The organism is Algibacter mikhailovii (assembly GCF_014651495.1).
Classification (GTDB): Bacteria; Bacteroidota; Bacteroidia; order Flavobacteriales; family Flavobacteriaceae; genus Algibacter_E; species Algibacter_E mikhailovii.
Map to the genome: position 1 here is coordinate 187220 of NZ_BMWZ01000004.1, position 16824 is coordinate 204043.

A 16824-nucleotide genomic window follows, 5' to 3' on the forward strand; every position below is an offset into this window, starting at 1 on the left:
TATAGTGATTGATGATACTAATCTTCTGCCTGAATTGAAGCGTTCGTTTCGGCTTCCTTTTTCTTGATTGTACTAAGTTCTTCTTTTGCTTCTGACACAACATCTTCAAATTCTGAAAAATTAGTTATAACGCTTTCCAAAATATAAGTGGCCTGAAATGCATCATCTAAGGCGTAAAAATTCTTAGCCATAAGTACCAAACCTTTAGCGCTATAGTATTTATACCCAGAAAAATCTTTTGCTAGTTTTTGAACGCTTATGTTAGAAGCTTCAAAATTATTTGCTTTATTTTTAAAATAAGCGTCATGGTATAATGCTTCTGCAGCCATTTCCCCAATAGCAACTTGCTCCACTTCTTTATAGGCCAACTCAGCTTTGTCCTCATCCCCTGTTTTCATAGCAGATCTGGCAATAATAATATGGGCATCGCTTTTTATTTTATTATCAATATTTGAACTTGATAATACTTTTTCTGCATAAGAAACGGCTATCTTATAAGCTTGCAATTGGTAGTTTGCTTTCATTAAATTTGATTGCGAAAAAATCACATTATGCGGAAAGCTTGCTTCTTCCTCCAACCTTTTCAGCAAAGGAATGGCCTTCTCCCAACGTTTCTGTTCTAGATGGTATTGTGATAATTTTGCCAAAGCTTCTTCTGTAAATTCACTTTGAGCGGCTTCAACCACATAGCTATAATGTGGTGAGGCATTCTCCAACAAATTCTTTTTAGAATACAATTGTGCTACATAAAAATGAGCTTTTAACGCATGCAACCCTTTAGGGAATTCATTGAGATAATCATTAAAACCTCTAATGGCTCTATCCACGTTATTATCTAAATATTGTTTTTCAGCCGATTCATAAGTGGTATTATCCAATTCAACATCAGTCACTTCAACATAATCCAAGGTTCTCACCCACGTGGCATATTGATTCACTTCTCCAATATCAATATAAATTAAACGTGCCGTTGAAACTGCCTGAACCGCTTCTGGCGTTCCAGGAAAATCATTGGCAACTTTTTTAAATTTTGTTAACGCTTGATCATTTTGCCCACTATTGTAGTACACTAATCCTTGACGCAACAAGCCCTTTGGCACAAATGAACTCATCTTATATTCACTAATTAATTGATTATAAGCGCGCATAGCTTCATCCGTTTCATTCGCCTTTACATATGAATTACCGAGCTCATACATAGCATCATCTCTAAACTTAGATTTAGGATAATCCGTAATAAAATCTTCCAAAGCTTGAATTTTTAAAGATGATTTCCCGAGGTATCCAATACTTAATGCTTTCTGAAAAGCAGGATAATCTGATTCAATATTATTCAGCTTGATGGCCTTTTCATAGGCATTAATGGCCTCTTGATATTCACTAGAAACAAAATGCGCATCGCCTAACCGCAAGTAAGCATCATTCAACCTTAACTGATCTTCAGTTTCTGTGGCAATAAACTGATTAAAATATTCTGATGCTCGTGTATAATTCTTAAGCTTAAAGTATGTGTAAGCAATATGATAATTTACATTTTTGTCTTCAGAAATTCCCGAAGGACCAGATTGCTGAACAAACTGCTTAAACCCCAACAAAGCATCTTCATAACTCGTTAGTTGATAATCAGACTCTGCCTTCCAGAAGGTCGCTTTTGCTGTAAATTTAGGATTAATAGATTCTTTAATTGAGGCATCAAAAAGAGCTTCCGCTTCTAAATACTTTCCTTCATTAAACAGTTCTAAACCTCTATAAAAAGACACTTTTTGATAGGCTTCTTTGTTTGCGTAACTCTTCTTTCCCTTTAAAAGACGTAGGGCTTCTTCATAGTTTTTAGATGTAATATAAGAATCAATTAGAAGCGTTTCTGCTTCTTCTTTATAGCTCGTATTAGGATATCGTTCAAGATACTCGGCCAATACCTGCGGAGCAGATTGATACGGGTTTCCTATTTCATAACTAATTTTAGCATAATTTAACCAGGCATCTTCTTGAATTTTCAAATTATAATTCATTTGAGATGCATTTCTAAAAGCATTTAGAGCCTCTTGTTTTTTGTCTAGGTTTATATAACATTCTCCTAAATGATAATAGGCATTTTGAGCAATGCCATCCTGGCCGTCTATAATCTTATTAAATTCTGAAAGTGCACTGTTATAATCTTTCTGCATGTAGAATGCATAGCCTAATTGATAAAAATCCGTATTATTCCATTTCCCATTTTTCCCCTCATAGCTTTCAAGATATGGAATAGCCTCAGGGTATTGCTTTAAGTTAAAATAACTCTCCCCTATTATTTTTGATAACTCTGAAGCCTCATTAGCATCACTAGATTCTAACATCTTTTTAGCCAAGGTAATGGCTTGTTCAAATCTACCTAGTTTGAAATTTAAATCCGCCTGGTAATAAGACATTTTTTCTTGATACCTTTCATTGTTTTCAACTTGTTCAAAATATTGGTTTGCCTTGTCATAATCATCGCCCTCATAGGCCATAAAACCAATATAATATTTAGCTTGTTCACCGTATGTTTTCGAGTTTTCAATACGCGCTAAATACTTTTTTGCATCTTTATAATCTTTAGTGAGAAACGCCGTGTAACCTTTATTAAAATAATATTTTTCTAGTTCAGCTTGGCTTAAATCATTTTCATAAACTTTATTATACCATTTCTGAGCATGGGCATATTTTGCATTTTCGAAATAATAATCAGCCACATCAACAAAGGCTGTATTTCGTTTAGTGCTAGTAGGGTATTTCTCCACAAAATCTTCTACCAATTTATCAGCATTCAATTGATTCAACCTAATGGCGCAGGTAGCAATGTAATAGGTACAATCTGATTTTAGAACAGTTTCTTTTGTGGTTTTATAAACTGCTTTAAATAATGACTGCGCAGCCTGATATTGTTGATTATTATATAAAGTAAGTGCCTTTTGATATTCTACAATTTTACTTGTATAAACAGCTGATTGCTGCGCTATTATTTGAAAACTAAAAGTTACAGCCACCATTAGTGTAACAATACATTTTTTAGTCATTAAGGATTTGGTTTTAATTTAAATCAAATATAATTTAATCTGAATCTTATAACGTAATAATCATGGCATAATTATAAACCGAGTTATTAAATATTTGATTGATCTCCGGAAATAAATTAAAATTGTAATCGTTTGCTTTTAGGGTTAAACTTTTTAGTAATACTTTTACAGCACATTAAACCTCTTTGTAAAATTATGTCAAGTCCTATTTTAAAACTCAAAGATGCCTCTATTTATCAAGGTGATAATTTAGTGCTATCCAATGTTAACGTTGAAGTTAGTAAGGGTGACTTTGTTTATCTTATTGGAAAAACAGGAACAGGAAAGAGTAGCTTTATGAAAACCCTTTATGGCGATTTACCTTTAAACCAAGGAGAAGGACATATTGTAGACTTCGATTTAAAAACGCTTAAAGAAAAAGACATTCCATATTTAAGGCGTAAATTAGGTGTTGTTTTTCAAGATTTTAAATTGCTTATTGATAGAACCATAAATGATAATCTCCTATTTGTACTAAAAGCAACAGGATGGAAGGACAAGACCAAAATGACTTCACGTATAGAAGAAGTTCTTAACAAAGTAGGAATGACATCTAAAGGCTTTAAATACCCTCATGAACTTTCTGGAGGTGAGCAACAACGCATTGCGATTGCCAGAGCATTACTTAACAATCCTGAACTTATTCTTGCCGATGAACCTACAGGCAACCTAGACCCCCAAACTAGTATAGAAGTTATGGAAGTGCTCCAAGAAATCAATAAAAACGGCAATACTATTTTGATGGCCACTCATGATTATGCGCTTTTATTAAAATACCCAAGCAAGACTTTGAAATGTGATAACAATGCAGTGTATGAAGTCGTGCAGCGAAAAAGTCAATAAAATATGAATGGGTTAAGTATTTGTATTCCTGTTTATAATTATAATGCATTAAGCGCTGTAAAAACGTTATGTAAACAAATACAATCCTTAGATTTAAAAGCGGAGGTATTGGTTGTTGATGACGCATCTAGTCCAGAAATTACCGATTTGGCTAACTTTAAAAACAACAACTATACATACGAACGATTAGAGCAAAATATTGGAAGGTCTAAGATTAGAAATTATCTTGCGCAAAAATCAAAATACAGTCATATCCTTTTCATTGACGGGGACTCCGGTATTGAGCAGAATTTCTTAGACCATTACCTATTGGCGCTTTCTAAAAATGACAACTGTATAATTTATGGTGGAACTGCGCAACCAAAGAAATCTAATAAAACAAAAGGACTAAGATATAACTACAGTAAAAAGATAGAATTTAAAAAGGCTAATACAAGAAACAAAAAGCCGTTTATCTGTTTTAAAACGAACAATTTTATTGTACCCAAAGAAATCATTACAGCAACACCTTTTAATGAGAACTTAAAAAAGTACGGGCATGAGGACACCTTTTTTGCTTACCAAATGGAACAAGTTCCTGTTAAAATTATTCATATCGACAATCCTGTAATTCATTTTGATGACAGTAACAATTCGCAATTCATAAAAAAAACTAAAGAGAGTATTGAGAACCTGATTGTTCTTTACACTGAATATCCCCAGTTCATGGAATATAGCGAGCTCTTAAAATTTGCAAAAACAAATACAATATTAAATTACCAATTATCAAAAAAATTGGCATACCCTATTTCGAAATTCTTTGAGGTTTTGGCAGAAAAAACGAGCAGCACAAGCTTTTTTCAAATGTTTAAACTTTTTTATTTAACCTCTATTCAATAATCACATGACCCCAGATCTAAACACTCCTTTTTTCTCGGTTATAATCCCTTTGTATAACAAGGAAAATTACATAGAAAAAACATTAAAAAGTGTGCTAAATCAAAGTTTCAAAGATTTTGAAATAGTTATTGTAGATGATGGAAGTACTGATAAAAGCTTAGAAATCATTGAAAGTTTTAAAGCAGACAATATTATAATCTTAAAACAAAAAAACGCTGGAGTTTCAATTGCTAGGAATAAAGGAGTGCAAGCAGCTCAAGCTAATTTCATCGCATTTCTAGACGCAGATGATTTGTGGTATGAGAATCATTTATTTGAATTAAACAAACAAATAAGGGCCTTCCCAGATGCTGGTCTTTATTGCAATAATTATGAAATCTATCACACCAATGGGTTTTGTAAACCAGCAGAATTAAACTTAGATTATAACAAAGATTGTTTAATAGTACCCAATTTTTTTACTGCAAGTATAACCAACTGTTTGGCTTGGACATCGGCTGTAGCCGTATCAAAAAAAACATTTGAAGACATTGGAGGTTTTGATCCCGATCTTAAAACGTTTCAGGATTTAGATTTATGGATTAGAATAGCTCTGAACTATGATATTTCTTTCAACCCTACTATCACCATGTCGTACCATTTTTTTATTGATGACAGTCTTTCAAAAAATGAATATAACATTATGAGGTATAATGGACTAAAAAAATATCAGGAATACGAAAGCAAAAATTCAGGTCTTAAACAATATTTAGACATCAATAGGTACGCTCTTGCCATACGCTGTCTTTTAAACAATGAAGACGATATATACAAAAAATTAAAAACAGAAATTAATTACAAAAACTTAAACGTTAAGCAGCATATCCTGTTAAAAACACCAAAATATATTGTGTTAAAAATTAAAAGTTTTCAAAAGTTTTTAATCAAAAACAAACTCTACCTCACCGCATACAATTAAATTTTAATCAAGTAGCTTTTTCCATGCTTTAGATATATTATCCATTGAAAATTGCCCCACACTTTCTACTGCATTTTTTTTACAAAACTCATATAGCGGCTTATTTTTGATAAAAGTATCAAAAGCATTTGCTAACTCAGTAGGACTATTGTTTTCTACTAACAACCCGTTGTGCTCATGTTCAATAATCTCTTTTGGACCAGATTTACAATTAACAGAAACTACAGGAGTTCCTAATGACAGAGATTCTATCAAAACCAGTGGAAATCCTTCATGCCTACTTGTTAAAGTTGTAAAGCGTGCTTTTTTAACAAAAGGAAATGGGTTTTTGATATATGATTTATGGATTACGTAGTTTTCAAGTTCCAGTTCCCTTATTTTAAAATTTAAAAAATCGACATCCTTCCCATCGCCTATAATGTATAACTTTATATTACTATTTGACAACGACGATATTTTATAGGCTTGTAGCAATAATGTGAAGTTTTTTACCCTTTCTTCAATGCGTCCATAACACAAAATGTATTCTCCTTCTACTTCAATTTCCTCATTAGCTTTTGCTGTTATACTCGCTAATTCTATGGGATTGTATATATGAATACAATTTTTAAAACCATATGTACTAACCACAGCATTTTGTATTTCTTTACTAACAGCTAGAATATTTGCGTTTTTAAAATACAATACCCTTGCAAGACATTTTGAATTAGGGAGATACGTTTTCAAATAATAACTGTGTATTATAGATATAATATTTTTAGCCTTGAACACATAATAGTAAAGCAAGAACTCTTTAAAAAATTCACTTCTGGGTCGGTTATCAATAATGAAATTAAAATTATGTTTTTTAAAATATGCTCTTAAAATTTTAGTTTTGTTAAAAATAGAAACACGTCCTTCTAGCTTTTCTTCTAAATTAAATAATGCCCCAGAAAATTCATAATCTATAATATTTTTTGTGGAAACTATTTTTACATTATATCCAAGATTAGAAAGCATTTGAGAGAGTAATCCACTAAATCGTTGTGCTCCTCCTTCACCTAAAGATGTTGTTATTATGCAGACTTTCTTCATAAAAAATTATAAATAAAAGTTCGCTTCTTATTTCCTTAAAAAGGATTAGAATTGAACAATGTGCAACTATATTCTTAAAGCTCTTCCTTTAAACCCAAAATACTAAAAAAGAAGCTAAACAATATAACTTGTACCCCCATTACTATAATTATTGTAGCAGGAACAACAATGCTTAAAACCTGATAAATATCTAAATCTTTTTGAAAACCAAAGCCATACAAAAGAATTCCCGAAATCGATATAAGCAATCCACTCAACAAACCTCTTTCAAGAGTAAAAAAAGAAAACAAGTCATTATATTTTTTACGTCTTGGGATTAAGCCATGATTAGTAGCATAGATTTTAGTCAGTGCATAGAAGATGACAAACTGAAAGCTTATAAGAAACAAACCTGAAAATAGGGGGATCCATTCGACAACAAAAAGGTTTTTTAAATAAATTAATAAAAAAGTACCGATAAAACTGATCAGCATAAATATAACGCCTGGAATCAAAAACAACCATTTTGGACTATAAAGTAATAAAAACCTTAAATGCCGCCATCCATCTGGAAAGGACCTCAAATGAGCTTTTCTACTTCTTCCAGAAGGATAAACGGTTGTGGATACTTCAGTTATTTTTAAATCTAACAAAGAAGCCTTTACAATCATTTCCGAAGCAAACTCCATACCCACTGTTGATAAATTCATTTGATTATACGCCTCTTTGGTAAACCCCCTCAAACCGCAATGAAAATCACCAATTTTAGTTTTAAAAAATATGTTTCCAATAAAAGTTAATACTGGATTCCCTACATATCTATGTAAAAAGGGCATAGACTCTTTTAATTTATCACCTTTAAATCTATTACCTATAACCAAATCATACCCTTCATCAAGCTTATGAACGAACTCATCTAAATTCAAAATATCATGACTATCATCTGTGTCTGCCGAAATAATATAATCCCCATTAGCTCGATCAATTGCACCTCTTGAGGCACTACCATAACCTTTAACTTCAACATTTACAACAATAGCACCAAGATTTTTGGCTATATCTTGAGAACCATCAACACTGCCATTGTCACCTATTACAACTTCACCAGAAATTTTTACTCTTTTCAAAAATGCCTGTGCCTTCTTGATACAGGTACCAATTGTTTCCGCTTCATTCAAACAAGGCATTATGATAGATAATTTAACACTCATAGGCAATTCTATTTCTTAACTTTTCTTCTATTAATATTATAAAGACAGCAAAAATTACCCAATCAAAATAGAAAATATATCTTTTTATAGTGTGAATTGGTATAGCCACTAAACAATTATTAGCAAACATAAAGATAATCGCCATTACTAAAAACTTATAAAAGTTATTATTCTTCACATCAAGATATATTAGACCATATATCAGTAATAATAAAAAAAGCAATAATTGTTTAAATGAACCAAATGAATTCTTAACATTTTTTATATATAAATAAATCCAACTTTGAAAATTCTGCTTTATTAATGGTAAAAGCATAGATTTACATAGTTTATTTAATTGAATATGCTGCTGATAATAGTCAAATCCTTTATTCTTAAAAAAATCTAGGCCCAATTTATAAACACCTTTATTACAAATATTTGAAAAATTCCGGTGGTAGAATTGATAATTATCGGACTTATTTAAATCTATTTGATTGTATAATAATTTGCGGCTTTCTAAATTCTTATAAATTAAGTTGAAGTAAGCTTTTTGATCTTCCTGACTAAAAACATCAATATCATTAGCATTAGAAAGATAAAACGGAGAGCTAATTAAATGAACATAATTCATAGTGTTACCAACAAAATGATCATAATTTATTTTATTATACGTCTTTTCAACCAAAGAAGCCATTAAAGGCACCGCTAACAAAATAATTAAGACATACCACCTATTTCTTATAGCCCCATTCTTAATAATTGTGTATATCACAATTATTAAGAATGCTGGTACCAAAGCAATAAATTGACCTCTTGTTAAAACTAATGCTACTAGCAGTAAAAATATTTTAAAAATATCCTCAAAACTCTCATTTACAAACATCTTAAGGCCAAGTCCAAAAAAAATCAAAAACAGCGGGTATGCAATAGCTTCTGACAAGATAGCGCTTCCCAATAAATGTAAATAAATACAAGGTGCTAATAATAGAATTTGCAAAACTATTTTACCAAACCATTTGATATCAAATATTTCCAATAATCGATTGTTTATAAACATGATACCGTAAACAATAAAAACGTACTGAGAGATTAGTAGTGGAATTTCATAATAATCATTAAAAAGCAACGTAAAAAACTTCAAAAAAAGGCAATAGGTTATTGAGTGGTTTATTGCCATATCCAAGAAAGTATAACTATCAGGAAAAAGGACTACTCCTCTCGAAACGACCAAAAATCCTACACATACATATATTAATACTCTTAAAAGATTGGATAATCTATCGACGTTAATTTGCCTCATGTTCTAATTTAAAAAGTTTAATCTCATCGATGTTATTCATAATAAGCATCAAAATCAATTCGTTCTTTAATAATTCGCTTTCTTAACTTAAAAGAATCGTTGAAAATACTTCTTTTTAAATCCACTTCATCTGCATTAACGCCGGTTAAATCAGCCAAACTATGAAAAAGGTCATCAAGCATATATTTTCTATTACAATTATAATCTAATTCCTTTAATTCATTATATTTTTTAGACTGCCAGATAAAAAAGGGTACCTCGAACATTTTCTTTGAATAAATGTCTTCATTATGGCCCGCCAAGTTTATATCGTCATACATTTCTTCTCCATGATCAGAAAAGTAGAGTGCGAAACTACATGAATTATATTTTTTAAGCGTTTTGATTAAAGATGAAATCACAAAATCATTATATAGAACTGCATTATCATAATGGTTTATTTTAATTCTACTTTCTATTGATTTAAAGTTTGATTTCGGTTCCTCCTTAAAAACATTAAAGGAATCTGGATATCTATTATCATAATTGTGATGTGTTCCCATTAAATGAACAAAAATAACCTTCCTATCATCTTGATTTTGAAGAACTTCAGCAAATTCATCTATTAAACTGCCATCCAAAACCTTACTAAGTTTAGCCAAATCAGTTGTTAAAAATTCACTACTTTTTGCCGCCAGGCTTATTTTGGTAACCATACTCTCATAAGGTCCTATAGGTCTTTGATTTGATATCCAATAAGTACTAAATCCTGCACTATTCAATAACTGTATAATTGAACCTGAAAAAACCTTCTCAGGTTCTTCATAATTCCCTAATGTCAATATTTTAGTTAAAGAACCAACCGTATAGGCATGGGGACTAATGACATCTTTATATATTAATAGATCGTTTTTAATCCTGTCTAAATTTGGAGTGGTGTTTCTGTAATAATTGTATAAACCGAGATGAGAACGGGATGTTGACTCACCTATTATTACTACATATATCTCTTTCTCATTAGTGTTAATTGTTCTTTGTACATTTTTAAAATCACCGAACTTATTAATATTCTGACTTCCCAATTTACTATTTTCGAAATTATAATCAACCGTAGATTTAACAATGAGATAGGGTAAATTATAAATAATCAGTTCTGAAAACTTCAAAAAACACATGACTATTAGAAACCCAGCAAGCCCAATATACCTATACTTAGTCCTAAAACTCTTGTTGTAACCAATTAAAGATTTAATTTTAATTAACCTAAAATACAAGATCACACAAACAATAAAAAAAACAACGGTAAAGGCAAGGATTATATTATCTAAATAAAAACTAAGAAATTCTCCACTCTCCTCAGAATTAGAGTCTAATGCAACAAAAATAGCTGACGGACTTAAATGAGTTTTAAACAAATAGTAATAAACGCTTTCCAAATAACTAAACAAACAATAAAAGACATAGGATATATTCAAGAAAACACCTCTTATATGTTTTCCAAACACATAACTAAAACTGATTATTACAATGGCAAACAAAACTTCTTCCAATAAGTCATAAAATGTACTAAATGAAAGTTCATCATAAATACAATCAAAAGTGAAACTTGTGAAAGCAACAATAAAAAATACTATTAAAACCTTAAAAAATATATTCATTTTTTCATTTTACTATTACCAGTTAAATTCTTATATTTTTTCCAATAAAATACTTTCTAAAAATCAATAGAACTACGAATAAGTATATAATATATCTAATAAAATGTGCTATTACCACTCCCTGGGTTCCTTTTGTTAAAATAAAATATTGAGCTAAAATATAAAACAGAAAAACTGATAACAATTCTGTAAAAACATAATACATCACTTGTTTTTTAGCTAAAAATATATAAGACAAAACTAGAGCAATGAATTTAATCAAGTCGCCTAAAAGTTGCCAAATAAAAAGTTCTCCCATTGCTAAGAACGATTTGGTATAAAGTAACTGAATAATTAAATTTCTAAAAACAAACACTAGAGACATGCCAATTATTAAAATTGGTAATAATAGTTTGTATATTTTCTTAACCTCTTTCCTAAAATCAAAAGTATTTGTAATATTAGCATATTTTGGTAATATATAGATGGGAAATATGGCTGCTAAAAACTGCATATATGTTTTAGATATTGACGTCATCCCTGTCCAATACCCCGCCTCCGAAGCATTCAGTTTTTGCTCTATTAGGTTCCTTATTGCAATATCTGTAACATTAATCAATAGAATAACAGTTACAGACATAAAACTGTAAGTTAACAACTGATTCTTAAAGCTTAAATCAAACCTTATTTTTCTTATACTTACATATTGGGTATAGCCTCCTGAATAAAACATCAAATAGCTTAAAATTTGTAATACTGGAAATACACTAATAGCTACTAAACTCCCGGAAAGGCCATTTCTATATGTAAGTGTTACAATAAGCACCGTACTCATAACAATTGTACTCAAAGCAGATTTTGAGTATATTTTATAAGAAGACAGGCCATTCAGCAAAGAATATAGCAAGGCATTTATGCCCATAAAAGGAATAATAAAAGCTAAGATTTTAAATACAAACACATAGTTTTCGTCACTCCCAAAAATAAAATTATTGAGTAAATCTGCACAAAAAAACAAAACTATGAAAGACAAAACTGTGCCAAAAGAGGTAAAAACAAAGGCTGTTGAAAATAACTTATTTAGTTCAGCCTTATCATTCTTATGTTCAGCTATATATTTCACTAAACCATTAGACGTACCTAGAATGGTAAATTGTTCAAAAAAGCTCACTACATTTTTTAGATTTCCTACTTGTGCTATCCCTTCTGCTCCTATCAAAATAGCCAGTACCTTTTGAGAAATTAAAGCAAAAGACATTCTTACTAATACAAGGATAGTATTTGCTGAAGTCACCTTAAACAATAGATTATGCTTTATGTAATTAGGTAACTTCAATTAAATTTTTTAACAAGTTCGCTTAATTCTCATGGCTCTCAACTCCAAAAAGCGAGCTGCCAAATATAAGTATCAGAATACCGAAATACATAGTATAACATACAAAATGAGCTATAACAGCACCTTCAATTCCCCCGTATAAATTGATAAAATAAATACTAGTAGAATATAACGTAATAACGAGAAAAGCTTCGGTTAATATATAATGCCAAAACATTTTTTTTGCTAGAAACTGATACGCTATAACTATAGATAAAACCTTAACAAAATCACCTAATAGCTGCCATTTAAACAAATTTTCTACGGGCTCAAATTCCTCCGAAAATATGGTCAATACAATATATTTTCTCAATAAATATATCACTATTAAACCTATTAATAAAATGGGCATTATGGTTTTATAAAAACTAAATATTTCCTTTTTAAACTCACTAGCCTTGTTAATCTCCGAAAACCTTGGTACAAGATACATTGCTATTAGTGAACTCACAAACATCAGGTAGTACTTCGATATTCTAGTCATGGCCTCCCAAAACCCTGCATCTTTATAGCCGATGGTATCAATAATATAAGACCTAATAAGAATAGCAACCATGGGTAGTAGCACAGCTGTAAAAAGTGCCATAACGGAATAAGGTGCCATCTTTTTTAAATATTTAAGGCTTATGCTTCCTACCTTAAGAGAAGACACTAAACTACGTCTATTAATTATTCCAACAAGCGTAATTAAAAATATTAACGACTCAGCTATAACTACTGATATTAAAGCACCATCAATCTTATTTTGATAAATTAGGAGCAGAGCGATAGACACACTTAAAATTTGCCCAATGATATTAATTATTATAAGAATTTTATACTTTAAGAACCCATTCATTATTGAAAATGAAAACATGTTCAATACATAAAAAGGCAACACTATGGCAAAAATCTTGATAACGTAGGCATAATCGTTATAAGTAGGAAAAATTAAATCATTAATCCACTCTGCTTTCAGATAACAAAAAAAACAAACGAGTACTGTAGAAATAAAACCTACATAGTATACCGTTGACAACAACTTACTTAGTTCTTGAGCTTTTTCTTTTACTTCAGAAATATGTTTTACTATCCCCTTGTAAAAGCCAACGGTGGCTATCGCTTGGAAAGACCCTACAAAATTTCTTAAATTACCCACTAAAGCTAAGCCCTCTGCTCCAATAAATACGGCAATGGCCTTTGATGTTAATAAGCCCCCAATGATTCTAATTAATACTGAGACTGTTTGCAGTGAAGCTATTTTAAGTAAAACCTTGTTATTTATGTAGTTTATTAATTCTTTCAATTAATAAAAATTTCATTTATCCAATTAGTTCGGGCATCATATGCTTTATGATGATTTATAACCCCTAAAAAAACAAAATTATATCTGCTTAAAAAAAGAAAACAAATACAAAATGGATTATAAAGCCTTAATTTACCTTTTGTCGAAATTTTCTGTTTTCAAAATAGGGCTTTAATAAATCAAGCACGCTTAACCCGTAAGAAAAGAAAACTATCCGCTTATAAAGAAATGCTGTAAAACACAAAAAGTAAACAAACTAAATTGTTTACTTTTTGTGTTTATCAATTAATATAATTTAAGAAAGAAGCAGCAAACTAAAATTTACTTTTAACTGTTCCTTAATTTATTCCTTAGAATTATCTTACTAAATAGATTTATTTCTTTTACGATCTACTTCGCTCAACCAAATTTTGCGCAAACGCAAGAAATTAGGAGTTACCTCAACGTACTCGTCTTTTTGGATATACTCTAAGGCTTCTTCTAAAGAAAACTTAATTGCAGGAACAATTTTTGCCTTATCATCTGCACCTGAAGAACGTACGTTACTTAATTTTTTTGTTTTCGTAACATTAACAGTCATATCATCACCACGAGAATTCTCTCCAATAACTTGGCCTTCATAAATATCTTCACCTGGATCAACAAAAAACTTCCCTCGGTCTTGTAATTTATCTATTGAATAAGGAATAGCTTGTCCTTTTTCCATAGACACTAATGAGCCATTTTGACGTTCTGGAATTCCACCTTTTAAAGGTTGATATTCTTTAAAACGGTGTGCCATTATAGCTTCTCCAGCCGTAGCTGTTAGTAATTGATTACGTAAACCAATTATTCCACGTGATGGTACAATAAATTCACAAACCATACGGTCGCCTTTCGCTTCCATACTCAACATCTCCCCTTTACGTAAGGTCACCATTTCAATTGCTTTTCCTGAAACTACTTCTGGTAAGTCAATTGTCATTTCTTCAACAGGTTCACATTTAACCCCGTCAATTTCTTTAATAATTACCTGTGGCTGTCCTATTTGAAGCTCATAACCTTCACGACGCATCGTTTCAATTAAAACTGATAAGTGTAATACACCACGACCAAACACCATGAATTTATCGGCACTATCTGTTTCTTCAACACGAAGTGCTAAATTCTTTTCTAATTCTTTTGTTAAACGATCCTTAATATGACGCGATGTTACAAACTTTCCATCCTTTCCAAAGAAAGGTGAATCATTAATTGTAAACAACATACTCATTGTTGGTTCGTCAATAGCAATCGTCTTTAAACCTTCAGGATTTTCCCAATCGGCCACAGTATCACCAATTTCAAAACTTTCTAGACCTACTATAGCACAAATATCTCCAGCTTGTACAGCTTCAACTTTCTTTCTACCTAAACCTTCAAACGTATGAAGTTCTTTAATTTTAGACTTTACAATACTTCCATCTCTTTTAACTAAAGAAATATTTTGTCCAACTTTAAGTTCTCCTCTTGTTAAACGACCTATAGCAATTCTTCCTGTAAAAGAAGAAAAGTCTAAAGAAGTAATCAACATTTGCGTTGAGCCTTCTTCAATCTTAGGCTCAGGGATATGATCAATAACCATATCTAATAAGGGCTCTATATTATCTGTTTCTTTTTGCCAATCTTCACTCATCCAGTTGTTTTTGGCCGAACCATAAACTGTTGGAAAATCCAATTGCCACTCCTCAGCACCCAATTCAAACATCAAATCAAACACCTTCTCATGAACCTCATCAGGCGTACAATTTTCCTTATCCACCTTATTAACTACAACGCATGGCTTTAATCCTAAATCAATGGCTTTTTGAAGTACAAAACGTGTTTGTGGCATAGGACCTTCAAAGGCATCAACTAATAATAAAACGCCATCTGCCATATTTAATACACGCTCAACTTCACCTCCAAAATCGGCGTGACCAGGTGTATCTATAATGTTAATTTTAGTATCCTTATAGATTACAGAAACATTCTTTGAGGTAATTGTTATTCCTCTTTCGCGTTCTAAATCGTTATTGTCAAGGATTAAATCTCCAGTATTTTCGTTTTCACGAAATAATTGACAGTGATACATAATTTTATCAACCAAAGTAGTTTTACCATGATCTACGTGTGCAATAATCGCAATGTTTTTAATATTAGCCATAATAGTGCCTTATTTTAAGCGTGCAAAGGTACTTATAAATTATGAATATATAATACAATATCGCGTTTAAGAAAAATCTTGTTTTTTGAAAAGTTCATGCTCACATATAGAAAGACGCATTTTTCTGACTAACAACACATTAAACACAGAGCGCTTATTTTATATAGGTTTATTAATATAATAAAAGTACTATGGTTTAAAATATCATAATTGTATATTTGCACTCAAAATTATCGAAACAAGATTATGGATTTTCAAGATATTCCTAAGTTAAAACACCTTAGTGCTAATAACTTCTTTTTATTGTGTGGCCCTTGTGCTATTGAAGGTGAGGACATGGCATTGCACATTGCAGAAAAAGTAGTAAATATTACCACAAAACTTGAAATCCCTTATATATTTAAAGGTAGTTTTAAAAAAGCCAACCGAAGCAGGATTGATAGTTTTACAGGCATTGGAGACGAGAAAGCCCTTAAAATACTAAAAAAGGTTTCGGAAACATTTGATGTCCCAACGGTAACTGATATTCATGAGATTTCGGATGCCCAGTTAGCAGCTCAATATGTTGATGTATTGCAAATACCCGCTTTTTTAGTGCGTCAAACAGATTTAGTGGTTGCTGCAGCACAAACAGGTAAGGTAGTAAACTTAAAGAAAGGTCAGTTTATGAGTCCTGAAGCCATGAAACATGCTGTGCAGAAAGTAAAAGATGCAGGTAATAATAATGCATGGATAACAGACAGAGGCACGATGTTTGGCTATCAAGATATGATTGTAGATTTTAGAGGGATTCCAACTATGCGGGAATATGCACCTACCGTTCTAGATGTGACGCACTCATTGCAACAGCCTAATCAATCAGCTGGAGTTACCGGTGGTAGACCAGAAATGATTGAAACCATAGCCAGAGCAGGTGTTGTTAATAACGTTGATGGTTTATTTATTGAAACCCATTTTGACCCATCTAATGCAAAAAGTGATGGTGCTAACATGTTACATTTGGATAACTTAGAACATCTTTTAACAAATTTAGTTTCTATTAGAAGAGCCGTAAACGCACTCTAATTTTACGTCTTTCAAT

Annotated in this window: 12 protein-coding genes; 4 read left to right on the plus strand and 8 right to left on the minus strand. The window is 31.3% G+C overall.

The window, feature by feature from the left end; genetic code table 11:
* Positions 1-17: 17 nt before the first annotated feature.
* Positions 18-3038, minus strand: coding sequence for a tetratricopeptide repeat protein (locus IE051_RS09570; protein ID WP_189360557.1), 3021 nt, complete (start codon positions 3036-3038; stop codon positions 18-20).
* 195 nt (positions 3039-3233) lie between these two features.
* Here IE051_RS09570 and IE051_RS09575 point away from each other — a divergent pair, with 195 nt between their 5' ends.
* From IE051_RS09575 to IE051_RS09585, 3 genes are read left to right on the plus strand one after another with little or no spacing between them, the layout of a single operon-like run.
* Positions 3234-3920: a cell division ATP-binding protein FtsE gene (locus tag IE051_RS09575; RefSeq protein WP_189360558.1), complete on the plus strand. Its 687-nt coding sequence runs from the start codon at positions 3234-3236 to the stop codon at positions 3918-3920.
* Positions 3921-3923: 3 nt separating this feature from the next.
* Positions 3924-4799 (plus strand): glycosyltransferase family 2 protein, encoded by an 876-nt coding sequence (locus tag IE051_RS09580; protein ID WP_189360559.1) that lies wholly within the window; start codon positions 3924-3926, stop codon positions 4797-4799.
* A gap of 4 nt (positions 4800-4803) precedes the next feature.
* Complete coding sequence (locus IE051_RS09585; protein ID WP_189360560.1) at positions 4804-5757, plus strand: glycosyltransferase family 2 protein; 954 nt, start codon at positions 4804-4806, stop codon at positions 5755-5757.
* 3 nt (positions 5758-5760) lie between these two features.
* Here IE051_RS09585 and IE051_RS09590 read toward each other — a convergent pair whose 3' ends face one another.
* The 7 genes from IE051_RS09590 to typA form a co-directional block, all read right to left on the minus strand.
* Positions 5761-6831 carry a glycosyltransferase gene (locus IE051_RS09590; RefSeq protein ID WP_189360561.1) on the minus strand — a complete coding sequence of 357 codons (1071 nt, stop codon included), beginning with the start codon at positions 6829-6831 and terminating at the stop codon, positions 5761-5763.
* A 74-nt stretch (positions 6832-6905) separates the two neighbouring features.
* A complete protein-coding gene (locus IE051_RS09595) occupies positions 6906-8021 on the minus strand; it encodes a glycosyltransferase family 2 protein (RefSeq protein WP_229796773.1) in 1116 nt (371 codons plus the stop codon).
* A complete protein-coding gene (locus IE051_RS09600) occupies positions 8011-9039 on the minus strand; it encodes a hypothetical protein (protein WP_189360562.1) in 1029 nt (342 codons plus the stop codon). Before IE051_RS09600 ends, IE051_RS09595 begins: the two co-directional genes overlap by 11 nt.
* Positions 9040-9335: 296 nt before the next feature.
* Positions 9336-10940, minus strand: a complete 1605-nt coding sequence (locus IE051_RS09605) for a sulfatase-like hydrolase/transferase (protein ID WP_189360563.1) — start codon at positions 10938-10940, stop codon at positions 9336-9338.
* A 22-nt stretch (positions 10941-10962) separates the two neighbouring features.
* Positions 10963-12255 (minus strand): O-antigen translocase, encoded by a 1293-nt coding sequence (locus IE051_RS09610; RefSeq protein WP_189360564.1) that lies wholly within the window; start codon positions 12253-12255, stop codon positions 10963-10965.
* A 22-nt stretch (positions 12256-12277) separates the two neighbouring features.
* Entirely contained in the window at positions 12278-13579 is a 1302-nt protein-coding gene (locus tag IE051_RS09615; protein WP_189360565.1) for an O-antigen translocase, read from the minus strand.
* A 364-nt stretch (positions 13580-13943) separates the two neighbouring features.
* On the minus strand, positions 13944-15743 hold the full coding sequence (typA, locus tag IE051_RS09620; protein WP_189360566.1) for a translational GTPase TypA: 1800 nt from the start codon (positions 15741-15743) through the stop codon (positions 13944-13946).
* Between the two features lie 246 nt (positions 15744-15989).
* Here typA and kdsA point away from each other — a divergent pair, with 246 nt between their 5' ends.
* On the plus strand, positions 15990-16808 hold the full coding sequence (kdsA, locus tag IE051_RS09625) for a 3-deoxy-8-phosphooctulonate synthase (protein ID WP_189360567.1): 819 nt from the start codon (positions 15990-15992) through the stop codon (positions 16806-16808).
* Positions 16809-16824: the final 16 nt, after the last annotated feature.